Source organism: Sphingopyxis sp. (assembly GCF_016463645.1).
Classification (GTDB): domain Bacteria; phylum Pseudomonadota; class Alphaproteobacteria; order Sphingomonadales; family Sphingomonadaceae; genus Sphingopyxis.
The window spans coordinates 16,143-39,599 of record NZ_JAEMQX010000028.1 but is presented as its reverse complement, the minus strand read 5'-3'; the positions used below and the strand labels follow the sequence as shown (position 1 = coordinate 39,599).

Below are 23,457 nucleotides of genomic sequence, written 5' to 3'. Positions count from 1 at the left end.
ATCGCTGGGCCGCTTTACGTCGAGGCTAGCACCAATCCGCGGAGCGGTTCGTGCAGCGGCCAATTGCACGCAAAACGCAGCCTTCCAAACCATTCTACTTTTCGACTATAGAATTTTGGAACGGCGTAGCGAAAAGGGAGCGTTGATGAGCGAAGCAAGGCGACAGGCTGCTGGGGAGGGTGTCGCGTCGGCCAATCGCGCGCTTAGCGTCCTGACCTGTTTCCGGCAGGGCGATGATCGGCTGACACTCGCGGAGATTGCTCGCCGGACCGGGCTCGTCAAAAGCACGATCCTCAGGCTCATTACATCACTCGAGGAAGCCGGGCTGATCCTGCGGGTCGACGACAGCTACCAGCTCGGTAGCGAGATCGTCCGGCTGCACAGCATTTACGACGCCTCGTTGGGTCTCGACAAGATCATCATGCCGGTGCTGCGGACGCTTGCCGAAGAGACGCAGGAGACAGCGGCTTTCTACACCGAGCAGAATGGTCAGCGTTTTTGCCAGTTTCGAGTGAACTCGCCGCTTGCGCTGCGTCTGGATATCGCTCCAGGCTCATTCCGTCCGATGGACAATGCGTCGTCGGCGCAAATCCTGAAGCTGTTCCAACGCTGGCCCGAGGAGCAACCCTCCGTACCCGTGCTGCCTCTCTATACGGCTGGCGCCACCACGCCGCACACAGCCTCGCTTTCGGTACCCGTGCTGGGTCAGGATCAGCGCCTGGTCGGTGCGCTGACTATCACCGGGCCGATATCCCGCCTGACCTGGGAAGCGGCTTCGCGCATCCAGGAAACAGTTCTTCGGGCGGCGGGCCAGTTAAGCCGCGCGCTCGGCGGCAATCTCGACCTGATCGGGACGGCGAACGGCGATCAGCCGAAGCCGTAAAGTTCCGCCGGATTGTCGACCAGGATGCGCCGGCGTGTTTCGCGGCCAGGGGCCCATTGCATGAGCAGGTCGAGCAGCGCGGCATCGTCGGGGAGGCGGCGCGACTGCCCGCGGTGCGGCCAGTCGCTTCCCCACAGCATTCGTTCCGGCGCCGCGGCGACGTAGCTTCCGGCTATCGCCTGCAGGTCGCCATAGGGCGGCCCCGCCTTGCTTGAGATATAGGCGCCTGACAATTTCATCCAGGTCTTGCCGCCAGCGAGTAGGTTGAGGATCGCCGCATGACCCGGGCTGCCGGTTCTGCCGACCGGATCGACTGATCCCAGATGATCGATGACGGTGGCGACGGGAAGCATTGCTATGACGGGCTCCATGGCGGCGATTTGGTCGGCTTTCGCGTAAATCTGTATATGCCAGCCAAGATCCGCCGCGATCTGCGCCGTAGCGACCAGACGGCGTTCGTCGGACCGACCCCAAGGTTGTGGCGAAACGAAATTGACGCGAATGCCGCGGACTCCTCGGGCTCGCATCGATTCGATGTCGGCGGGCGGTGCGTCGCAGTCGATCACGATCACGCCGCGTGCTTTTTCTCCGAACTGGTCCAGGGCATCGAGCGTCGCGCTATTGTCGGCGCCGTAGGTCGACGGCGTCACGACTATTACACGCTCGGTCCCGATGCGGGCCTGGAATCGTCGATAGGCTGCGACCGACGCGTCGCCGACGGGTTCGCCCTTCCAGCCGGGCGTGGCCGGAAAACGAGGCTCGAGAATGTGAATATGGCTGTCGCACGCCAGTCGGGGAACGCGGAAGAGAGGGCGCGCGGCACCGGAGGAATAGGGTGACCCAATCTCCGAGCGCGGGACGCAGGCGGCGGCGAGGCTAGCAAGGCCGATTGTCATCAACTCCCGGCGCGCCATGCTGTGCCGATTGCCCCGGCCGCGGCCCTGCGGCTCGCAATTCCTGCCCATCAATCGCCTCCCTTTGATCAAATCATCTCGGCTTAGAGCATTCAGAACGCCGATCTGAAAATCAAAAAATTCCGTTTATATGGCGGAGAGCTAGATCGGATTTCGCGCTATCGCAATCAGGATTTGCAAGGAAATCAGCTAGAATCGACATAAATGGCACGGCGTTCTAAAAAAAATTGCAACGCCGTTCTGTTTTATGTAGTGCGATTCGCACGCCGACGCTGAGATCGGCGATCAAGCCATCGTCCGTCTGTGCCCGCAAGGACGCCGGACGCGCCGCGAGGGCTGGAGGGTTCAAGGCCGGCTCGCGAAGACGGGGCGGCCAACAAGGGAGAGAGACATGAAGTTCATCGCGATCAACCGGACTCTGGCGGGCACCGCTTCGCTTTTGGCGCTGGCCTTGAGCGCGCCCGTGGCGGCTCAGACGGTTTCCGACGACAGCGAAGCGGTAGCTGTCGAAGCTGCGGAAACCCCGGATGAAGCCGTGGCCGATGCGTCCGCCGAACCCGCGGGCGATATCGTGGTCACCGGGTCGCGCGTTCCGCGCGCGGGCTTCACCGCGCCGACGCCGGTGACCGTTCTGGGCAATGACCAGCTCGTCAAATCCTCGCCCTCGACGCTCGCGGAGTCGTTGCGCCAATTGCCTGCGCTCACCAACATGTCGGGGCCGCAGCGCAACTCCGGTACGACGATGGGCGGGCAGAGCTTTCTCAATCTGCGCTCGCTCGGTGCAACACGCACCCTGACCCTGCTCGATGGGAGGCGCGTGGTTTCGACGAACCTCACCGGCAGCGTCGATCTCAACGTCCTTCCGGCTGGCATCGTCCAGCGCATCGAAGTCGTAACTGGTGGCGCATCGGCGGCTTATGGCTCGGATGCGGTCGCGGGCGTCGTCAACTTCATCCTCGACAAGGAATTCACAGGCGTAAAGGGCGAGGTCAACGCCGGCATCGCCGAGCAGGGCGACAATCAGGAATTCCGCGCGACATTGTCGGGCGGCCTGTCCTTTGCGGATGGCCGCGGCCATATCCTTCTCAGCGGCGAGTATTTCAAGAACAAGGGCATCAAGACCGGCGCCCGCAAATGGGCGAGGCAAGGCTATGGCTTCATCGCCAATCCGGGCGGCAATCCGGCGCAGACGCTGGAGCAGAATGTCCTGACTGTCGGATCTTTCGGCGGGCTGATCACGACGGGCGCTGGTGGCACGGCGGCGAACAACGCCTTCTTCCGCGGTATCCAGTTTCTTCCGGGAGGCATCGCGGCGCCTTACAATTTCGGGACGCGCACGACCTCGACGCAGCAGATCGGCGGCGACGGCATTCCGAGCGAACTGATCCAGGAAATCAACCGTCCGCTCGAGCGGGGCAGCGTCTTCGGCCGTGCGAGCTTCGACGTATCGGACAATTTCACGCTCTACGCCGAAGGTCTCTATGGCGCATCGACTTCGACCGTCGATAACAGCTGGAACCGTCACCAGACCTCGAACCCGATCACCATCCGTCGCGACAATGCCTATCTTTCGCCAGCCATTCGCGACGAGATGATCGCGCGCGGTGTTACCTCGCTCACCATGCTTCGCTTCTCGCCAGAACGCGGAATGGTGAAAACGAAGGTCGACAGCGAAACGATGCGCGGCGTGTTCGGCTTCGATGCGAAATTCGGTTCGCTGACGCTGGACGCCTATTATCAATATGGTCGCACCGTGCAGGACAATGCGACGCTCAACAGCGAGATCGTGACGCGCTTCACCCAAGCCGTTGATGCCGTAGTGAACCCCGCAAACGATGAGATCGTCTGCCGTTCAACGCTCACCAATCCGAACGACGGCTGTGTTCCGTTCAACGTGTTCGGCGTCGGTGCGCCTTCGGAGGCCGCGCTCGATTATACGCGCGGCACGAGCTGGTCGCATGCGGTGATCGAGCAGGAAGTCGCCGCGATCAACCTGGCCGGGCCGCTCGCCGAAGGCTGGGCCGGACCGATTAGCTTCGCGGTCGGCGGCGAATATCGCAAAGAGCGCGCGAACGTAACGACCGATGGAATCTCACCCACCGGTGCCTTTCTCTTCGGTAATCCGTCGCCCTGGTCCGGTCGCTATAATGTGAAGGAAGCCTACGCCGAACTCGTCGTGCCGCTGCTGCGCGACGTTCCGCTCGTTCGCGAGCTCGATCTCAACGCCGCCGGCCGTATCACCGACTACAGCACCAGCGGTTCGGTGAAGACCTGGAAGGTCGGCCTCAGTTATAAGCCGTTCGACGATCTGCGCTTCCGCGGCACGCGCTCGCGCGACATTCGTGCGCCCAACCTTTCGGAGCTGTTTCAGGCCGGACGCCAGAACATCTCGTCGGTCGACGATCCGGTGAATGGCGGAATCCGCGTGATCGGTATCCCGACACTGAACACGGGCAACCCTGATTTGAAGCCGGAAATCGCCGACACATTGACGTTCGGCGCGATCTACAGCCCGTCCTGGCTGCCGGGCTTCAACGTCTCGGTCGATTATTACGATATCAAGATCGACGATGCGATCGGTACGATCGCGGCGCAGACCGCCGTCGATCAGTGCTTCGACGGCGTGGCGGCAGCGTGCGCGGTGGTGGTGCGCGACGGATCGAACAATATCATTCGCTTCAACGCCTTCCCGATCAATCTCGCTTCGGCCAAGGTCAATGGCGTCGACATCGAGGCGGGCTATCGCACAAGCGTCGGCCAAGGGACCCTGAGCCTACGCGCGCTCGCCGCCTATATCGGCAAGCAGGAGCAGACAACGCCCGGCGCGGCACCGATCGACCGTGCGGGCGAAGTCGGGCTCAGCAACTTCCCGCGCTGGCAGGGAGTCGCGCAGGTTAACTATGACACCGACCGTATCGGCGGCTTCCTCCAGATGCGCTATGTCGGGGGCGGTCGCTACGACGTGACGCGCGGCCCGACGGCCATCGACCTCCAGCATATCCCGGCGCAAGCCTATCTTGACGGCCAGATCAGCTTCAAGCCCGACGTCGGTGACGGACAGATCGAGATGTTCCTCAACGTCCGCAACATTCTGAGCAACGATCCGCCGATCAATCCTTCGGCCGGTAACGTGCCCGTCGCGGTCAACACCACGCTTCACGACAGCTTCGGCCGCCTCTTTCGCGCCGGCATCCGGTTCAAATTCTGATCCGGCCAGCGACAAGATAAGGATTTTTCATGATCGGACTAAGTGTTCACCAGCGAACCAGGAGCGTCACCGATGCAGACATCGAGCGCTTTCGGACGCTACCCGTCGCGAATGTAAGCGACGTCATGAACCGCATTCCGGCCGCAGGTCCGTCTCTGCGACCGATGCATCGGGCCGGCATCCTCGCCGGACGGGCTCTTACAGTGAGGACCCGGCCCGGTGACAATCTGCTTATCCACAAGGCACTCGACATGGCCGAACCCGGCGACGTTATCGTTGCTGACGCGGGCGGAGACCTCACAAACGCGCTGATCGGCGAACTCATGGTCGCCTATGCCAAGAAAAAGGGCGTTGCCGGCTTCGTCCTCAATGGAGCAATCCGCGACTATGGCTCGATCTCGCAGGATGACTTCCCGATCTTTGCGGCAGGTGTCACGCATCGCGGACCTTACAAGGACGGGCCTGGCGAGGTGAACGTGCTGATCGCGATGGGGAGCCTCGTAATCAAGCCGGGCGATCTGATCCTCGGCGATGAGGATGGTGTGGTAGCGGTGCCGATCGATGACGTCGATGCGGTGTATCAGGCAGCCCATGCCAAGCATCTGGCGGAGACCGCACAGTTGGAAGCGATATCGGCCGGGAAGAATGATCGCCGCTGGGTCGATCAGGCTCTGGCGAAGCTCGGTTGTACGGGACTTTCGGACGGAAGCGGTCAGTGAGCGATCGGAATGATTCCTCGCCGCGGATCGTCATTCTCGGCAAGTCGCTGGCTGCGCCGGCCATGGACATGGCGGAAGCGGCGCGTGCGATCGTTACCACGAGCGATCATTATATGCGCGGCAGTGAGCTTGTCGACTTCATCTCGCAGCACGAGCCCGATGGAGTGATCGTACGCCTTGGTGAAATGACCGACGCTGCAATGGCGGTCGCCCCCGGACTCCGTATCATTGCGAAGCATGGCGTCGGTTACGATACGATTGATGTTGCGGCGGCTGCGGCGCGCAACATTCCGGTGACGATCGCTGCAGGAGCCAACGCAATTTCAGTTGCCGAGCAGGCCTTTGCGCTGATGCTCGGCGTCGCCCGCCGCATTGCCCATCTCGACGCGCGCATGCGCGATGGCCATTGGGACAAGCCGCATTTCCTCGGCACCGAGCTTTTTGGCAAAACGCTTGGGATCATCGGCTTCGGGGCAATCGGTCGGCATCTTGCAGGAATCGGACGCGGTTTCGGTATGAAGATCGTTAAATATGATCCGATCGATATTGAACCGTCGGATTTTGGTGAAGCTGTGGCTGCGAATGTTGCCGACTTGATCGCGCAAAGTGACATTGTGAGCCTTAATTGTCCACTGACGCCGGCGACGCGCAATATGATCGGTGCGTCGCAACTCGCCGCCATGAAGAAGGGGGCAATCCTCATCAACACCGCGCGGGGCGGGCTCGTGGATCTTGGCGCTCTCGCGGTTGCGCTTCGCGAAGGTGCAATTGGCGGGGCTGGGCTCGATACTTTCCCGTTCGAACCCCCTGAACTCGACGCCGATCTACGGAGTCTGCCGAACGTCGTGTTCAGCCCGCATATCGGCGCGAGTACGGTCGAGGCCGGGGAACGGGTCGGTGTTCTTGCGATGACGCAGGTGCTCGATTGTCTGGCCGGGCGGGAGCTGGATCCGGCTTTTGTCGTGAACGCGGCCAAGTCAGCAGGACCGTCGGCACTACCTTCGGCGGCATAAATTGATAAGCGCCGCGCCTGACGGCGAACAGATGTGGAGAGTGAGACGATGACGAAGAAGAGTCTGATCGCCGGGACCGTAGCCTTTCTGTCATTCGCGCTTGCCGCGAGTGCTTCGGGCCAGACGAAGCCGGTAGCAACGCCGCTGCCCGAGACGGCGCTCGCGAAGATCGCCGACGCCGACCGGATTGCCGGCGATGACATGCTGCTTCGCGCTATGCGCAATTATCATTGCTATTATGTGGATCCGGTGCCCGCGCCATTCCGTCCGAGCGTGATGGAAACCACGGATTTCCTGTTTGGCACCAAGATCCTCGATAATGTCTATTATCTCGGCTATCTGAATCTTGCAGCCTATGCGATCCGGACTTCAGAGGGTCTGGTTCTTGTCGATGCCGGAGGCAGCGAAGCGCATGGACGCGCGATCCTCGACTGGATGACGAAGGCGGGCTTCGAACCCGGCGACCTTAAATATATCATCGTCACGCACGAGCATTTCGATCATTTCGCCGGTGCGCCGCTGCTCAAGGCCGCGACCGGCGCGAAGATCGTCGCGGGTGCCGATGCTCCGTTCGGCGATGGGAAGCTGTCCTTTCCGGAGTCCATGAGGCCGCTCGACGCTGCGGTGAAGGGGCGCATGACACTCAAGCTCGGAAAGACGGACATTGTCCTTTTGCCGACGCCCGGCCACACCAAGGGTACCATCTCGGTTTTCGCGCCCGTCGAGGCGAACGGGCGGCGCCATATGGCGTCCTTCTGGGGCGGCAAGGGTATGCGCCCGAATGCTGCCTCGATCCGCGAGATGATCCATTCGCTTGCGACGTTCACTGCAGAATCCGAGAAGCTGAAGGTCGATGTGCCGCTCAACACGCATAGCTGGGGCGATGCGACCATCCCGCGGATCATTGACGAAATTCTGGTCCCGAGCCGTCCCAATCCCTTTGTGCTGAGCGAAGACCAGTCGCGCAGGAATCTTCAGATCCTCGAACGCTGCACCTCGGCATACCTCGACGCCGTTGAATCCAGTGCGATTACCAAGGGCCTACGGGACTAATTCATTCCGCTGACTGTAAGGACAAGAACGTGGTCGCAAACGAAATCGAACGGACCGTCATGCGCAAGGTGCAGTGGCGTCTGCTGCCCTTCCTCGTCGTTTGCTACCTGTTTGCGCTGATCGACCGGACCAATGTCGGCATGGCATCGCTTCAGATGACCGAGGATATCGGTCTGACGAAATCGCAATTTGCTTTCGGCGCCAGCCTTTTCTTCGTCTCCTATTTTCTCGTCGAGGTGCCGAGCAACCTCGCGCTTGAAAAGTTCGGGGCGCGGCGCTGGATCGCACGGATCATGATTACGTGGGGGCTGATCTCGGCCGCCATGGCCTTTGTGAAAGGGCCCACGTCCTTCTATGTGCTACGCTTCATATTAGGCGCGGCAGAGGCAGGCTTTTTCCCCGGCATCATCCTGTACCTCACCTATTGGCTTCCGCCGGCTTATCGTGGCCGCATCCTCGCGATGTTTGCCGTCGCAATCCCTCTCGCTAGTTTCATTTCCTCGCCGCTCTCGGGCGCGCTGCTGGCAATGGACGGCATATGGGGGTTGCGTGGCTGGCACTGGCTGTTCATCCTTGAAGGTCTGCCGGCGTCGTTCCTTGGCATCGCCTGCCTCTGGATGCTCACCGACCGGCCCGCTCAGGCGAAGTGGCTGTCGGGTGAGGAGAAGGCTTGGCTTGAGGCTGAGATGTCCTCGTCGAAGCGGCCCACCGGCGGCCAAACAGACCAGCCCAAGTGGCATGTCTTCAAGAATCTTCAGTTCTGGGGGCTGGTGCTGGCCTGCGCTGGCGCCTCGGCTTCGGGCTCGGTGCTCGGTGTCTGGCAGCCCCAGTTCCTCAAGTCCTTCGGACTCAGCGATTTCACCACCGGCCTCGTCAACTCGATCCCCTATGGCGTGGCGACAATCGCAATGATCCTCTGGGGCTATCATTCGGACCGGACGGGCGAACGCCGCTGGCACACCGCCATTCCGCTGCTCCTCATCACACTCAGCACTGCGCTCGCTGCGTTCGCACCGTCGCTTGCGTTGGTCGTGTTGATGCTCACCTGCATCCTTGTTGGCGCATACTGCTTCAAGGGGCCGTTCTGGAGTCTCGCGTCGGGGTGGCTCAGCCCCGCGAGCGCCGCGGTCGGCATCGCTGCGATCAATGCGACCGCCAACCTCATCGGTGGCGGCCTGATGGTCAACGTCTATGCCTGGGTCCATGATGCGACGGACAGCTATGCGCTCGCTCTCGCGCCGCTGTCGCTTCTCACGCTGGCAAGCGCGATCTCGATCATTGTGATCGAACGCCGTGCCAAGCGGGACGACATCGACCTCGTTCCGGTCGTCAGCGAAAAACGAAGTCCTTAAGTCATTGGCGAGCTTGTCCGTTCCAGTTGGTCACGCGCGCAAAGCACTGACGTTTTCGGAATGTCCGAAGTTCGCCTTTCATGCCCGAAAGCTGCCCGACCGCAAACGGCCAATATCGCTAAAATCTGGCCCGTTCGTGCGACACCGCCTCGGCAAGAAAGTCCGCAACTGCGCGGACCCGCGGAAGTTGGCGAAGGTCGGCATGGATCACGAGCCAGTAGCTTCGGCGCGCTTCGACCTCCTCGTCCAGAACTCGCACGAGCCTCCGGTCGTCCCGAACCGCGATGTGGTGGAGCATCGCGAGGCCGGTCCCCGCCGCTGCCGCCGCAATCTGGGCCGCACTGGTGCTCGCCCGGAACACGACCCTGCCTTTCAGGTCCATGCCGCCAAGCACGAGCAGTTCGGGCACTTCGACGAGATCGTCGACGTAGGAAATGAAACGGTGATCCGAAAGAGCATCGATCGAGGCGGGTTTGCCGAAGGTCTCGAGGTAGGAGGGCGCGGCATATAGTCCGAGACGGTAGTCGGTGAGCTTTCGCGAGAAGAGCCGGCCATCCACCGGCCGGCGTACCGCGATCGCAATGTCCGCTTCGCGTTTCGAAAGGCTCGTCGCGCGCGATTCCGGTACCAGTTCGATGGCCAGCTCGGGATGTCGGCTGGAGAGTTCGGGTATCAGCGGGGCGAGGAAGCCGGATCCGAATATCTCGGGCGTGGCGACGCGCACCGTTCCCGCGATCGGCGCATCGCGCTGCGACACGGCATCCGCCGCCATGATCAGTTCGCGTTCGATCCGTTCGGCGTGCGCGAGAAAGGCGCTTGCCGCGGCGGTGGGTGCAAGGCCGCGCGGCGAGCGGTCGAAAAGCCTTGTTCCAAGTTGCGCCTCGAGGCTCGCGAGGCGCCGCGACACGGTCGAATGATCGAGCCGAAGGCGCCGCGCCGCCGCGACGCAATTGCCCTCGCGCACGACGGCAAGGAAGGCGCCTATCTGATCCGAGCTCAGCACATGATTTCCTGCACACCTGTTTAGCGATGGTTGGCATTTTAGCGCAAAGCTCGCCGATGTAACCCGGATTCCTTCAACTAGGAGGAATTATGCGCATCATCGATCATTTCATTGGCGGACGGTCTGTGACGGCAGGCGACCGCACCGCACCCGTCTACGACCCCTCAATCGGCGAGGTTCAGGCCGAGGTGCCGCTCGGCGGGGCCGACCTGCTTGCGCGCGCCGTCGACGATGCACGGGCCGCGCAACCGGCATGGGGAGCGCTCAACCCGCAGCGCCGCGCCCGCGTCATGTTCCGGCTCAAGGAATTGATCGAACGCGACATGGATGAACTCGCCCAAATGCTGTCGCTCGAGCACGGCAAGGTTCTCGCGGACTCGCGCGGCGACATCCAGCGCGGGCTCGACGTCGTCGAATTCGCCTGCGGTATCCCGCATCTGCTGAAAGGCGAATATAGCGAGGGCGCGGGCCCCGGCATCGACGTCTATTCGATGCGCCAGCCGCTCGGTGTCGTGGCGGGGATCACGCCGTTCAATTTCCCCGCGATGATCCCGCTCTGGATGATCGCGCCCGCCATTGCCTGCGGAAATGCCTTCATCCTGAAACCATCGGAACGCGATCCTTCGGTTCCGGTGCGCCTTGCCGAACTCGCGATCGAGGCCGGATTGCCGGCCGGAATCCTGAACGTGGTGCATGGCGACAAGGAGATGGTCGACGCGATCCTCGATCACCCGGATATCAAGGCCGTGAGTTTCGTCGGATCGTCGGACATCGCCAACTATGTGTACGGCCGCGGCGCGGCGGCCGGCAAGCGCGTGCAATGCATGGGCGGCGCGAAGAACCACGGCATCGTCCTGCCCGATGCCGACCTCGATCAGGCGGTCGCGGACATTATCGGCGCCGCCTATGGCTCGGCGGGCGAGCGTTGCATGGCGCTCCCCGTCGTCACTCCGGTCGGAGAGAGCACTGCTATGGCTCTTCGCGAGAAGTTGGTGTCCGAAATTGCCAAGCTGAGGGTCGGCACCGCGACCGACCCCGACGCGCATTACGGGCCCGTCGTGAGCGCGGAGCACAAGGCGCGCGTCGAAGCCTATATCGCGATGGCGGCCGCGGAGGGCGCGGAGATCGTCGTCGATGGCCGCGGGTTCGAACTGCAGGGTCATGAGGCGGGCTATTATCTCGCGCCGACCCTCATCGACCGGGTCACCGCCGATATGCGCTCCTATCAGGATGAGATTTTTGGACCCGTGCTCCAAATCCTGCGCGCGGAGACGCTGGAAGAGGCGATCGAATATCCTTCGCGCCATCAATATGGAAATGGCGTCGCCATCTTCACGCGCAACGGCGACTATGCCCAAAGGTTCGCATCGCAGGTCGAGGTCGGCATGGTCGGCATCAACGTCCCGATCCCGGTGCCCGTCGCCTATCACAGTTTCGGCGGCTGGAAGCGCTCGGGCTTCGGCGACCTCGACCAATATGGAATGGACGGCATCCGCTTCTACACGCGGGCCAAGAAGGTCACGAAGCGCTGGCCTTCGGGCGGCGAGGTCATCGACCAGAGCTTCGTCATTCCGACGCTGCGCTAGGATTTGCACGGGAAAAAGGCGCGAGGGCGGCACCATCCGGTGTCGCCCCCGCGAGGGGAGAGGCCCATCTGTGCAGGATGTACGGGCGGTGGCCGGCCGTTGGTTCGGAGCGCGTCAGCTTTGCGCGCTGTTTTCCAGACGGAAGAAGAGGCCGGCGTGGCCATTTTCCTGAAGGCCGAACCGGCCGGTGATACGGATCTCGCGGCCGAGCGGAAGCCGAACAGGGCGGGCGAGGCGGACCTCGATCATCTCGTTCGGCCGTGAAGCGGAATGATAGGGGCACTCGGGCGAATAGCGCGCGAGCAGGAAATGGTCGGTCACGGCTTCCTGTCCGAGCGACACGGCATAGCCGCTTATCGTCATCTCCTGCCCGGCCATCGCCTCGATCCTCGCGGGGATCGCCGCACGATACCGATAGTCGGGCGGTGCCTGCGAGACCGTGACCGTTTCGAACAAGGTCCAGTGCGGGTCGTCGGATCTGTCGACATGATCGCCGTCGCCATGTGCTGCCACCGGTGCAGGACCGAGGAGGAGCATCGCCGCGAAGGCGGCAGCCATGAGCGCCCTATTTGCGTTCATAGACGATCTTGCCGTCGAGGATCGTCATCGAAACGCGGATTTCGTCGATCTCGGCCGGCCGGGCGGCGAGAGGGTCCTTTTCGAGGATCACGAAATCGGCGAGCTTGCCGACCTCGATGCTGCCGAGCGATTTCTCCAGAAAATTCGCCTCGGCCGACCAGATCGTGAACATCTTGATGCCTTCCATCGGAGTGATTGCCTGCTCGGGCTGCACGATCGTTCCGAACTTCGTGTCGCGGCGTACCGCGCGCTCGATCGAGAACAGCGGCGACGTCGCGAAATTCTGCGTTCCGACGGTGTCGACGCCTCCCGGTGGATGCATGCCGCGGTCGATCAGTTCGCGAAGCGGGAAGAATTTGACGTCGGGTTCCTTCGTGTTGACGTCGGTCAGGCGCCACAGGAACGCGACCTGCGGCGAGGGAATGATGCCGTTGTCGACCATCCGCTTCAGCCGCGCTTCGGTGCGCTCGGGGTCCTGGGTGAGGAAATGCGCAAAATGTTCGATGCGATCGCGGCTGCCCGGTTTCGGGGCGAGCTTGTTGGCATTCTCGAAGGCGTTGATCACCATATCCTGGGCGCGGTCGCCGTTCGCGTGCGTCTGGACCTGCCAGCCGTGCCCGCGGGCCGAGAGGATGATGGCGTCGAGCGTCGCCTGGTCGAAGCTGGTGCCGCCATAATTCTCGGGCACCCAGGTCGTTCCGGATCCCTTCCACGCCGGTTTATATGTCGCTGCCGTCGTGCCCCACACGCCATCGATGAAGAGCTTGAGAGCGCCGACCTGCAACCACTCGTTTCCGAGCCCGGTGAAGATGCCCGTGTCAAAGAGCTTTTGCGCGGCGGCATTGTCGCGCGCAATATAGTTCATCCGGATCCGCGTCGGCAGCCGGCCTTCGTTCCCGAGCTCGGCATAGGCGCGGTAGGTCTCTCCCGGCGACATGTCCGAGACGGTGGTTACCCCCTTCTCGAGATAGAAGTCATTGAGGACGCCGCGGACGGCTTCCTTCATCTCGGGATAGGTGAATTCTTCCTTCGGCCACGGCGCGGGGGCGTCGCGGATGATCATTACTTCCCCGTCGGCCGTCCGCTCGTAACGCCCCATCGATCCCTTCGGCGGATCGGGAAAATCCCGGCCCATCCCGAGGACCACGGCGGCGCGGTGGTTGATCATCTTGTCATGGGCGCTCCAGTCGAGCCGTACCGGATTGTCCGGGAATGCGGCGTCCAGTTCCTCGCGCGAGGGAAAGACCTGATTATAGGTCCCCTGGCCGATGATCCAGGCACCCGCGGGCTTCTTCGCGGCCGCCTCGCGCAGCTTCGCGATGATGGCCTTGGTGTCGGCGAGCGGCGGGACCTGCACATTGACATGATGCGCCTCGACATTCGCCATGCCCGCGACATGCGAATGCGCGTCGATGAACCCGGGAAGCATCGTGCGCCCCTTCAGGTCCACGACCTTCGTGGCCGGTCCCTTCCACTCGCCCGCCCGGCCGACAGCGACGATCCGGTTGCCGCGGATCGCGACGCTGTCGACGATACGCTCCTCGCTGTCGACGGTGACGACCTTGCCGCCCGTGAAGATGATGTCCGCGTAGAGCGGTTCGCCAGCGGACTGCGCCGCCAGCGAAACGCTCCCGAGCGCCGTTGCAAGAAGCATCCCTGCCGCCGAACGGCGAAGTGCGGTCATCATCATAGATAGCTCCTTCAGGTCTGCGATCAGTAGCGGGCGACGAGCTGCAGGCCGATCGTCCGGGGGCGGAGCGTCATCCCGCGCCACAGCGGCCCGCGCGCATAGGTCGGACCATCGGTGACATAGTCGACATTGTTGAGCAGATTCTCGGCGTAAATCTGCACATCTACCGGTCCCAGGCTTACGCCGGCCCGCGCATCGAGCGTCGAAGGCTCGGCGGGAAAGCGCCGCGTCGGATCGTAGCTCGTCGATGTCGGGACCTGGTAAAGGAACGGGCCGCGGTTCACCGACCGGAAGTTATACTGGACGCGGACGAACGGATCGAGATCGCCGGCGTCCGGGTATCGATATTCGGCATTCACATTGACGGTCCAGGGGGTCGCGCCAAGCTGCTGTCCGGCGACGACGATCGGGGCGGTGCCGATCTGGATCGTGTCGTCATAGGTCGCATCGGTGTAGCCGACCGCGGCGCCGAAGCTGAAGCTGTCGTCGGGACGGATATTGATATTGGCCTCGAAGCCCTTCGAGGTCGCCGACGCGGTGTTCGCGACGAGGCTGAAGGCGCACTGCAGGCGTAGCTGCTGCTGGATATTGTTCCATTTCGTGTAGAAAGCGCTGACGTCGAGCTGGAGTGCGCCGCCGAGGAGGCGGTTCTTCATCCCGATCTCGTAGCTGTCGGTGCGATCGGATTTGTAGACTCCCGCATTGCCGAGGCCGAGCGCTTGGGCTTCGGCATCGCAGATGTTCGGGAGCGCCTTGTTCACGCCGCCGGTGCGGTATCCGCGCGCGAAGCTCACATAATAGAGCGAATTGGGCGTGGCCTGGAAGGACAGTCCGACCTTGGGCAGGAAGGGATTTTCCTTGAGCGTCCCGGCCGCCGCCGACGAACCGGTGGCATAGGAGACGCCGCGTTCGAGCACATCGAACTCGAGCTTGTCGCGCGAATAGCGGCCGCCGAGCGTGAGCGTCAGACGATCGACGATCTTGACGTCGACGTTCGCGAATATCGCGAGGCTCTTCTCGATGGTGCTTTCATTGCCATAATAGCGCGCATTGCCGTTGACGAGCGGCGGCACCCCGGCCTCTTCTGGCGTGCGTCCGAAGCGGACGAAATAGAGCGCGTTATAATGGGGCTCGAAGATCGGCAGATCCGATTTGATCGACCCGCGCGAATAATAGGCGCCGACGGTCCATTTGATCGGGTCGTCGCCGGTGCCGCCCGCGAAACGCACCTCCTGCGTGAAGACCTTCTGATAGATGTTCGGGTTCTGCCATGTGATCGACTGGTCAAAGCCGGGGGTGATCGGAAAAAGATAGGCATTGCCGAAGGACGCGCGGTCATTGATGTTGGTCGCGTCGTTCACATCCTCGACGTGGCGGTCGAAATAGGAGGTGACCGAGGTGATCGAGAAGGGGCCGGCGTCATAGCCGAGCTTGAGTGCGGGAAGGTAGAAGCGGTCCCGGCTCGGCTGGCGCAGCGAGGCATAGGAGAGGAACTTGCCCGCCTCCGGATCGGAGACGCCGTTTACGCAGGGGACGCGGGTGGGGGCCACCGGCCCGCCGACGGTCGCGGGGCAACGCGTCCACAGGTCCGTGCGATCGTGGAACTTCAGGTCCTGGAAATAGATGCTGGGCGCGATGGTCAGGCCGGGTGTCGGTTCCCAGAGCGCCGCGGCGCGCAGGACGGTCGTGTCGCTGTAGTTGACATCATTCTCGCGATCGGTCGGATCCTGCCAGCTCTGGCGGTCGATCCAGCCCGCATCGTGGCGGCGGTAGGCGCTGAGCCGGATGCCGAGCGATCCTTCGACGATCGGCACGCCGACCGCGATGCCGCCCTCATATCCGGTGCCGCCATTCTTGACCGTGTTGATCGCCGCGCGGCCGTAGATGCTGAACTCGCTGAGGCTCGGGGTCGGGGTCACGAACCGCACCGCACCGCCCTGCGAGCTTGCCCCGAACAAGGTGCCTTGCGGTCCGCGAAGGACCTCCACGCGTTCGAGGTCGAACAGGAAGGGCAGGGTGGTGCCATTATAGTTGAGCGACGAGTTGCGGGCCATGATCGGCGTGTCGTCGATGTACACCGCCGACGTCGCCGCCCCCGCGGTCGAATCGATGCCGCGGATGGAAATGCGCGTCTGGCCCGAGCCGCCCGTCGACGCGCGCGAGATGTCGACGCCCGGCGTCTGGTTCGCGACGTCGCGAATGTCGCGGATACCGCGCTGGTCGAGGCCTTCCTGGCTATAGGCGGTGATCGAGATCGGGACCTTCGAGGCCGATTCAGAACGCTTCGTGGCGGTCACGACGATGTCCCCCGACATGTCGTTGCTGGTATCGCTCGCCTCTTGCGCAGCAGCGGGGGGAGCGACCAGCAGTGACGCGGCGATCGCGATGGCTGACAGTCCGGTCATATATGTTGTCGTCTTGCGCATGATGTCTTTGCTCCCTGTTATCATTTCCCGGTTCACGCAACGCTCTGCGTCACCGCCGGGCCCTCGCTTCTTGTGCGAAATGTGACTGGCGTCCCCGCGAGCGGGAAGTTGCGAAAGATCGGCCAGGTGTTGACTGATCGACACCATTTCGGGCCGTTGGCAAAGCGTTCGCCGCCCGCCGGGCCGCGCGCGTTCATTGTTCGCCGAGATATTCGGCAAAGCGGGCGTCGAGCGGGCGCCGGCGCTGCGCGCTTTCGGCCTCGTCGATCCGGGCGAAGGCATTCTGCACATATCGGACCCCGATCCAGCGAAAGGGCTCGATCTCCCAGCGCGGCGCCCGGGGGCGATGGACGGGTAGCGTTTCGAGCCCGGTGGTCCAGCCTCCGATGAGCCCGGCGAGAAGCCTTGCGCACAGCGCACTCGTCGACACGCCGCGGCCGGTATAGCCGTGGAGGGTGGCGATCCGGCTGTCGCGGTCGAAGCCGACGGTCGGCAGCCAGTCGCGCGGCACGCCGAGATAACCGCCCCAGGCGTGGGTGAAAGAGAGGTCGGCAAGCTGGGGCCACCATTCGCGAACGCAGCTGCGCATCCATTCGAAGACGGGCTCGTCGCGGATCGCATTTTCGGGCATCGCCGACCCGAACAGATAGGAAGCGCCGCGGCTCCCGTAGAGAATGCGGCCATCGCCCGTGCGCGTGAGGTAATTTTTCGTGTGGACCTGCGAGCTGACGCTTTCGCCCCCTTGCCAGCCGATATCGGCCCACTGGCTTTCGCTGAGCGGCTCCGTCAGGACGATCATCGACGACATCGGCAGCAATGTGCGCCGATAGCCCGGCAAGCCCGTGCGATAGGCCTCATTCGCCGCGACCACCGCCTTGCGCGCGCGAACCGTGCCGGTACGGGTGACGATGGCGGCGTCGGGCGCCGGGCGAATCTTTATCGCCTCGCTGCCCTCGCAGATGACCGCCCCGAGCCTTTCCACCGTGCGCGCGAGGCCTCGCACCAGCTTGCCGGGGTGAATGTTCGCGCCGTGACGCGACTGGAGCGCGCCGTGGATGTCGGTGGCGCGGATGCGTTCGCGCGCTTCGGCTGCCTCGAGAAGTCTGTTGCCCGAGCCCAGCCCCAGCGACTCATAGGTCGCCAGGGTTGTTGCAAGACCGCTCATCTGCTCGTCGCTCCGCGCAAGGCTCAAAAGGCCCGTCGCGCGAAACTCGGCGTCGATCGCTTCCTCTTCGAGCGTGCGCCCGATGTCTTCCACGATGGCTTGCTGGGCGAGGATCGTCTCTCTCGCGCGCGCCGCGCCGAAGCGCGTGACGAGCGCACCGGGATCGACAGGGAAACGGGGTGAGCACCAGCCGCCGTTCCGGCCCGAGGCGCCATAGCCGCAAATCTCCCGTTCGACGATCAGCACCTCGAGCGACGGCTCCTTGCGAAGGAGGTGATAGGCGGTCCAGAGGCCGGAGAAGCCGCCGCCGAGGATCGCGACATCGACTTCGACATCGCCCGCGAGCGGAGCGCGCGGCGTCAGCTCGTCCCCCGAATTCGCGAGCCAGAAGTCATTGGGTATCGGACGCGGCTGCGCCGCGGCGGGCGAGGTCACGAATCGCGCTCTTCGTCGAGTAGCATGAATATCTTGCGGCTCGTCTCGACGATCTCCCACACGCCGCGGCTGTTCTCGGGGAAATGCGCGACATCGCCCGCGCCGAAGATGACGGGTTCGCCTTCTTCAGGGGTGAAGATGGCTCGCCCGCTCAGGAAGTGGCAGAATTCGGCCTGGCGGACCTGGCGCACCCAGCGGCCGGGGGTGCATTCCCAGACTCCGATCCGCGTCGTTGCACGAGAACTCGAAACCATCGAGATCGATCGAACCGTCGAGACGGGCTCGCCGAGCGGAACGGGCACGGGAGCGGGAGGCGGGGCGGTTTCGAACAATGACGCGAGGTTGAACATCGTAACGGACATCGGGCGGCTCCAGGAAGATTGGAGCTCCCAATTGCGTCAAACCGAGCCGTGTCAGGAGTTGTGTAGCGCTCACGCCCCGGTGTGAATTTATCACCATTGCCTCAATGCGGGCGCAAGACCCGGTCGAGGAACAGGCGGGTGCGTTCGGCGGAGGGCGCGGTCAGAACCTGGCGCGCCGGGCCGTTTTCGACGATTACGCCCTCGTCGATGAACAGCGCGCGATCGGCGACCTCGCGCGCGAAGGCGATCTCGTGGGTCACCACCACCATCGTCATGCCGTCCTCGGCAAGTTCGCGGATGACGGCGAGCACTTCGCCCACGCGCTCGGGATCGAGCGCCGAGGTCGGCTCGTCGAACAGGATGGCGCGCGGCTGCATCGCGAGCGCGCGGGCAATGCCGACGCGCTGCTGCTGACCACCCGAAAGCTGGCCGGGATGCGCATCGGCGCGGTCCGCGAGGCCGACCCGGCGAAGCAGTTCGACGGCGCGGGTGCGGGCGGCCTCGGGATCTTCGCGGAGAACATGCACAGGACCCTCGATGATATTCTCGATGACCGTCCGGTGGGGGAAGAGATTGAAGCGCTGGAACACCATCGACACCTTGCGCCGGATCGCGGGCAGCGACTTGTCGGAGAGGAGCGTGCCGTCGACGGTGATGGTCCCCGCGTCATGGCGTTCGAGGCCGTTGATCGTTCGCAGGATCGTCGATTTTCCCGATCCCGAGGGACCGATCAGGCAGGCCACTTCGCCCGCCTCCACCGTGAAGCTCACATCGCGCAGGATCTGCCTCGCGCCGAAGGCTTTCGCGACTTCCGAAAGCTCGATCACCGCCAGGCCGCCTTTTTCTCGAGTGCGCGCACGGCCATCGCGAGCGGGATGCTCGCGGCGAGATAGAGGAGGGCGATCAGCACGTAGACGGTTCCGTTCTTGAAGGTCGAGATGGCGAGAAGCTGGCCCGATCGTGTGAGCTCGGCGACGGTGATCGTCGAGGCGATCGAGCTGTCCTTGAGCAGCATCACCGTCGTGTTCCCGAACGAGGGGAGCGCGGTGCGGAGCCCGAGCGGCATGACGATCCGCCGCGTGATCATCCCCCGGCTCATGCCGAGCGCGGTTCCCGCCTCGACCAGTTGCCGGTCGACCGATTCGAACCCGCCGCGCAGATTTTCGGCCTGATACACCGAATAGGCGATCCCGAGACCGATCACCCCGGCAAGGAACGGCGGAAAGTCGATCCCCCAGTCGGGGAGCACGAAATAGACGCAGAATAATTGCACGATGATCGGAATGCCTCGCACCGTGTTGACGACGATAGCGTTGGTCCAGCGCAGCGGCGCATGGTGCGACATGCCCATCAGGGCCCAGACGAGCCCGAGCGCGAGACTGACCGCAAGCGCACAGACCGTCAGCAGGATCGTGGTCGCGAGACCGCGTGCCAGCACGGGAAGAAAGGCGACCGCGTCGGTCAGAAATTCGGACATGATCTCGTCAAAGCCCCCATTTTCGGTTGATGGCCGGAATGTCGCGCGCCGCGAGGCGGGCGATCGCCGCATTGATCTTCGGCAGCCGCGTGTCGTCAGGCCGCATGACGAGGCACAATTCCTCGAGCGCCGGCGCGCGAAACTGCTCGATGATGCGGACATTCCGGCGTCCGCCCACGCGCAGCTGGTATCTCAGAATCGGCTCGTCGCCATAGCCGATGTCGATTCGGCCGTTTTCGAGGTCGCGCATGATATCGACGAGCGATTCATAGGTGGCGACGTTCCGGGCACCCGCCGCGTGCAACTGGTCGATGAAGCGCGACCCGATCTGGGCGCCGACGCGTGTCGCACCGATTTGTCCGAGGTCGGAAATGATCCGCTTGTCGCCGCCACGGACGATCAGGGCGCCGGCATAATGATAGACGGGGTCGCTGAAGGCGACCACCCGCTCGCGCTCCGGCGTGCGCAACATCGCCGCCGCGATCATGTCGATCTTACCCGCGGCCAGCGACGGGATCAGCGCGGAGAAGGGCGTGATCGCCGTCTCGGTCTTGAAGCCGGCATTGCGAACCACCGCGGTCGCCGCATCGACCATCGATCCGGTGAGTTCGTTGGTCCAGGGGTCGACGAAGCTGAAGGGTACGCCGGTCGGCGACGAGCCGATGACGATCGTCGCGGGATCGCGCTCGCGCCGGCGGCAACCGGCGAGCATCGCCGCCGCGAGCGGCAGCCACAACATGTCCCGGCGACCATATTCCATCATGCGGGCGCGATCTCCGCGGCAATGAGCTTGATCGACACATAGTCGTCGATCCCGAATTGCGATCCTTCCCGCCCGAATCCCGATTCCTTGATCCCGCCGAAGGGAGCGACCTCGGTGGAGATGAGGCCGGTGTTGAGGCCGACCATCCCATATTCGAGGGCTTCGCTGACCCTTGAGGCGCGGCCATGGTCCGCCGTGAAGAGATAGGCGGCGAGCCCGGCCGGCGTATCATTGGCGAGCCGGATCGCTTCCTCCTCATGGTCGAAGCGGATGAGCCCGGCAAGGGGGCCAAAGGTTTCCTCGCGGGCGAGGAGCGAGTCCGGCGCGACGTCCACGAGCAGCGCCGCGCGCGCGAAATGCCCTTCGGAAGGGCCGCTGACCTGGCCCTGCGCCAGAATGCGCGCTCCGCGCTCGACCGCATCGGCGCGGTGGCGTTCGACCTTCACTACCGCCTCGGCGTTGATGAGGGGCCCTTGGTCGGCGCTTCCCGCCAGCCCGTCTCCGGCGTTGAGGAGACCGACCTTGCGGGCGAGTGCCGCCGCGAAGCGGTCGTAGATACCGTCCTGGACCAGGAAGCGGTTGGCGCAGACGCATGTCTGCCCGCTGTTGCGGAACTTGGAGGCGATCGCGCCGGCAACGGCGGCGTCGATGTCGGCGTCGTCAAACACGATGAAGGGCGCGTTGCCGCCGAGTTCGAGCGAGACGCGCTTGACCGTTGCCATACACTTCGCGGCGAGCATCTTGCCGACGGCGGTCGAGCCGGTGAAGCTGAACTTGCGGACGCGCGGGTCGCCGGTCAGGACATCGCCGATCGCCGGGGCATCGCCCGACACCACGTTGAACACGCCCGCCGGCACGCCGGCCTCGGCGCCGAGATGCGCCAGCGCAAGCGCCGAGAGCGGCGTGAGTTCGGAGGGTTTGAGAACGACCGTGCAGCCGACGGCGAGGGCAGGGGCAACCTTCCGCGTGATCATCGCCGCAGGGAAATTCCATGGCGTGATCGCCGCGACGACGCCGACCGGCTGGCGAATGACCGTCAGGCGGCGCCCCGGCGCGTTGCCGGGGATGACGGTTCCGTACGCCCGCCGCGCCTCTTCGGCAAACCAGGCGAGGAAGGATGCCGCATAGGCCACTTCGCCCTTCGCTTCCGCGAGCGGCTTGCCCTGTTCGGCGGTCATGAGGCGCGCAAGGTCCTCGGCATTGTCGAGAATGAGATCGTGCCAGCGGCGAAGGATCGCCGCGCGCTCGCCGGCGGTCGCGGCCGACCAGGAGGGGAGCGCGGTGCTGGCAGCGTCCACCGCGCGAACCGCGGCGTCCGAGCCGTGCATCGCCACCTGCGCAAGGCAGGCCCCAGTCGCCGGGTTCAGCACATCATATCGGGTGTCGCTGCCTTCCCAGCGGCCGCCGATGAACGCCTCGCTTCGCAGCAGCTCGGGTCGTCGAAGCCATGCGCCGCTCATGCGCGCAGGGCCCGCTCGATCGCCGCGAGCCCCTCGTCGACGATCGCATCGGATGCGGTGAGCGGTACGAGGATGCGGATCGTCTCGCCATAGGTGCCGCAGCCGAGAAGAATGAGCCCTTCGTCGGCGGCGCGCGTGGTGACGGTCTTGGCGCCGTTCGGCGCGACGGCATCGGAGCCCCGATCCTCGAGCATGTCGAAGGCGATCATGGCGCCCAGGCCGCGGATATGGCCGATCGGCAGGAGATCGTTGCGCACGGCGAGCTCCTCCAGACGGCGGATGATCCGTTTTCCGATCGCCTCCGCGCGCTCCAGCAGTCCCTCGTCCTCGATGACGTCGAGTACCGCGAGGCCCGCCGCGCATCCGAGCGGGGGCCCGCCATAGGTCCCGCCAAGGCCGCCGGGCTCGACCGCGTCCATCACAGCGGCGCGCCCGATCACGCCGGAGATCGGCAGGCCGCCGCCCATGGATTTGGCGACGGTGACGAGGTCGGGCTCGATCCCGCTATGTTCGATACCGAACATGCGTCCTGTGCGACCGAAGCCGGTTTGCACCTCGTCGGCGATCAGCATGATGCCATGTTCGTCGCAAAGCGTCCGGAGCGCTGCGAGCAACGCCGCAGGCGCGGCATGGAACCCCCCTTCGCCCTGGACCGGCTCGATGATGATCGCGGCGACATCCTCGGGCGGCATGTCGGCCGCGAAGAGATATTGAAGGGCGCGCAGCGTTTGCTCGACCTCAATGCCGTGGTGCGGGACGGGGAAGGGGAGATGATAGACATTGGGCACCGACACGCCGAAGCCACGCTTGTAGGGGACCACCTTGCCGGTCAGCGCCATGGTGAGCGCGGTGCGGCCATGGAAGCCGCCGGTGAAGGCGATCACACCGGACCGCCCGGTGGCAGCACGGGCGATCTTGACGGCATTCTCGACCGCTTCGGCGCCTGTCGTCAGCAACAATGTCCGCGCCTCGCCGGAGAAGGGCGCGAGCGCGTTCAGCCGCTCGGCGAGCTCGACATAGGGCTCGTAGGCGGTGACCTGAAAGGCGACATGCATATAGTCGTCGAGCTGCGCGCGGACGGCGGCGGCGACTCTGGGATGGCGATGTCCGACGTTGAGGACCGCGATCCCTCCCGCGAAGTCGATATAGCGGCGACCCTCCTCGTCCCACATCTCGACATTTTCGGCGCGCGCGATGAAGATGGGGAGTGCGGTCGCGACTCCGCGGGGGACCGCGAGGCTGCGGCGGTTGAGCAGTTCGATGTTACGAGCCATGGGGCCTCCTTCTCGGCCCCAGCCTTCGGCGAACCACCCCTCGTGCGGCAAGTTGACTATCCCCCCGCCGACGTTGTTCGTTAGTCACCGCATCG

General features: G+C 64.0%; 19 protein-coding genes. 7 read left to right on the top strand and 12 right to left on the bottom strand.

Going from position 1 to position 23,457, the window contains the following annotated elements:
- Window positions 1–883 (top strand): helix-turn-helix domain-containing protein (locus tag JHC57_RS08440; RefSeq protein ID WP_294029565.1); only part of this gene is annotated, 883 nt, incomplete at its 5' end.
- Here the strand turns inward: JHC57_RS08440 and JHC57_RS08435 are convergent.
- The gene (locus JHC57_RS08435; protein WP_294029564.1) at window positions 868–1,848 is read right to left on the bottom strand and encodes an amidohydrolase family protein; all 981 of its coding nucleotides are present in this window, start codon (window positions 1,846–1,848) and stop codon (window positions 868–870) included. The two genes, JHC57_RS08440 and JHC57_RS08435, sit on opposite strands and share 16 nt — an antisense overlap.
- A 340-nt stretch (window positions 1,849–2,188) precedes the next feature.
- Here JHC57_RS08435 and JHC57_RS08430 point away from each other — a divergent pair, with 340 nt between their 5' ends.
- The 5 genes from JHC57_RS08430 to JHC57_RS08410 are packed head-to-tail and all read left to right on the top strand — an operon-like array spanning window position 2,189 to window position 9,142.
- On the top strand, window positions 2,189–5,005 hold the full coding sequence (locus JHC57_RS08430; RefSeq protein ID WP_294029563.1) for a TonB-dependent siderophore receptor: 2,817 nt from the start codon (window positions 2,189–2,191) through the stop codon (window positions 5,003–5,005).
- Window positions 5,006–5,034: 29 nt separating this feature from the next.
- Window positions 5,035–5,724, top strand: coding sequence for an RraA family protein (locus JHC57_RS08425; protein WP_294029562.1), 690 nt, complete (start codon window positions 5,035–5,037; stop codon window positions 5,722–5,724).
- Window positions 5,721–6,737, top strand: coding sequence for a hydroxyacid dehydrogenase (locus JHC57_RS08420; protein ID WP_294029561.1), 1,017 nt, complete (start codon window positions 5,721–5,723; stop codon window positions 6,735–6,737). Before JHC57_RS08425 ends, JHC57_RS08420 begins: the two co-directional genes overlap by 4 nt.
- Before the next feature lie 48 nt (window positions 6,738–6,785).
- A complete protein-coding gene (locus JHC57_RS08415; protein ID WP_294029560.1) occupies window positions 6,786–7,790 on the top strand; it encodes an MBL fold metallo-hydrolase in 1,005 nt (334 codons plus the stop codon).
- A gap of 29 nt (window positions 7,791–7,819) precedes the next feature.
- Window positions 7,820–9,142, top strand: a complete 1,323-nt coding sequence (locus tag JHC57_RS08410; RefSeq protein WP_294029559.1) for an MFS transporter — start codon at window positions 7,820–7,822, stop codon at window positions 9,140–9,142.
- A 118-nt stretch (window positions 9,143–9,260) separates the two neighbouring features.
- Here the strand turns inward: JHC57_RS08410 and JHC57_RS08405 are convergent, their stop codons facing one another.
- Window positions 9,261–10,145 (bottom strand): LysR family transcriptional regulator, encoded by an 885-nt coding sequence (locus JHC57_RS08405; RefSeq protein ID WP_294029558.1) that lies wholly within the window; start codon window positions 10,143–10,145, stop codon window positions 9,261–9,263.
- 89 nt (window positions 10,146–10,234) lie between these two features.
- On the opposite strand from JHC57_RS08405, the gene JHC57_RS08400 reads away from it, so the two are divergent.
- Window positions 10,235–11,731, top strand: coding sequence for a CoA-acylating methylmalonate-semialdehyde dehydrogenase (locus tag JHC57_RS08400; RefSeq protein ID WP_294029557.1), 1,497 nt, complete (start codon window positions 10,235–10,237; stop codon window positions 11,729–11,731).
- Between the two features lie 114 nt (window positions 11,732–11,845).
- Here JHC57_RS08400 and JHC57_RS08395 read toward each other — a convergent pair whose 3' ends face one another.
- The 10 genes from JHC57_RS08395 to gabT all read right to left on the bottom strand — a co-directional run bounded on the left by JHC57_RS08395 (window position 11,846) and on the right by gabT (window position 23,362).
- Window positions 11,846–12,289 carry a hypothetical protein gene (locus JHC57_RS08395; protein ID WP_294029556.1) on the bottom strand — a complete coding sequence of 148 codons (444 nt, stop codon included), beginning with the start codon at window positions 12,287–12,289 and terminating at the stop codon, window positions 11,846–11,848.
- Window positions 12,290–12,296: 7 nt separating this feature from the next.
- A complete protein-coding gene (locus JHC57_RS08390; protein ID WP_294029555.1) occupies window positions 12,297–14,000 on the bottom strand; it encodes an amidohydrolase in 1,704 nt (567 codons plus the stop codon).
- A 23-nt stretch (window positions 14,001–14,023) separates the two neighbouring features.
- Window positions 14,024–16,426, bottom strand: coding sequence for a TonB-dependent receptor (locus JHC57_RS08385; RefSeq protein ID WP_294029554.1), 2,403 nt, complete (start codon window positions 16,424–16,426; stop codon window positions 14,024–14,026).
- Window positions 16,427–16,619: 193 nt separating this feature from the next.
- Window positions 16,620–18,026: an FAD-dependent oxidoreductase gene (locus JHC57_RS08380; protein ID WP_294029553.1), complete on the bottom strand. Its 1,407-nt coding sequence runs from the start codon at window positions 18,024–18,026 to the stop codon at window positions 16,620–16,622.
- The gene (locus JHC57_RS08375) at window positions 18,023–18,388 is read right to left on the bottom strand and encodes a cupin domain-containing protein (RefSeq protein ID WP_294029552.1); all 366 of its coding nucleotides are present in this window, start codon (window positions 18,386–18,388) and stop codon (window positions 18,023–18,025) included. The genes JHC57_RS08380 and JHC57_RS08375 overlap by 4 nt, the downstream gene beginning before the upstream one ends.
- A gap of 101 nt (window positions 18,389–18,489) precedes the next feature.
- Window positions 18,490–19,215 (bottom strand): amino acid ABC transporter ATP-binding protein, encoded by a 726-nt coding sequence (locus tag JHC57_RS08370; RefSeq protein ID WP_294029551.1) that lies wholly within the window; start codon window positions 19,213–19,215, stop codon window positions 18,490–18,492.
- The gene (locus JHC57_RS08365; RefSeq protein ID WP_294029550.1) at window positions 19,212–19,865 is read right to left on the bottom strand and encodes an amino acid ABC transporter permease; all 654 of its coding nucleotides are present in this window, start codon (window positions 19,863–19,865) and stop codon (window positions 19,212–19,214) included. Before JHC57_RS08365 ends, JHC57_RS08370 begins: the two co-directional genes overlap by 4 nt.
- Window positions 19,866–19,872: 7 nt before the next feature.
- The gene (locus tag JHC57_RS08360; protein WP_294029549.1) at window positions 19,873–20,628 is read right to left on the bottom strand and encodes an ABC transporter substrate-binding protein; all 756 of its coding nucleotides are present in this window, start codon (window positions 20,626–20,628) and stop codon (window positions 19,873–19,875) included.
- Complete coding sequence (locus JHC57_RS08355) at window positions 20,625–22,088, bottom strand: NAD-dependent succinate-semialdehyde dehydrogenase (protein WP_294029548.1); 1,464 nt, start codon at window positions 22,086–22,088, stop codon at window positions 20,625–20,627. Before JHC57_RS08355 ends, JHC57_RS08360 begins: the two co-directional genes overlap by 4 nt.
- A complete protein-coding gene (gene gabT / locus JHC57_RS08350; RefSeq protein WP_294029547.1) occupies window positions 22,085–23,362 on the bottom strand; it encodes a 4-aminobutyrate--2-oxoglutarate transaminase in 1,278 nt (425 codons plus the stop codon). The genes JHC57_RS08355 and gabT overlap by 4 nt, the downstream gene beginning before the upstream one ends.
- Window positions 23,363–23,457 lie beyond the last annotated feature (95 nt).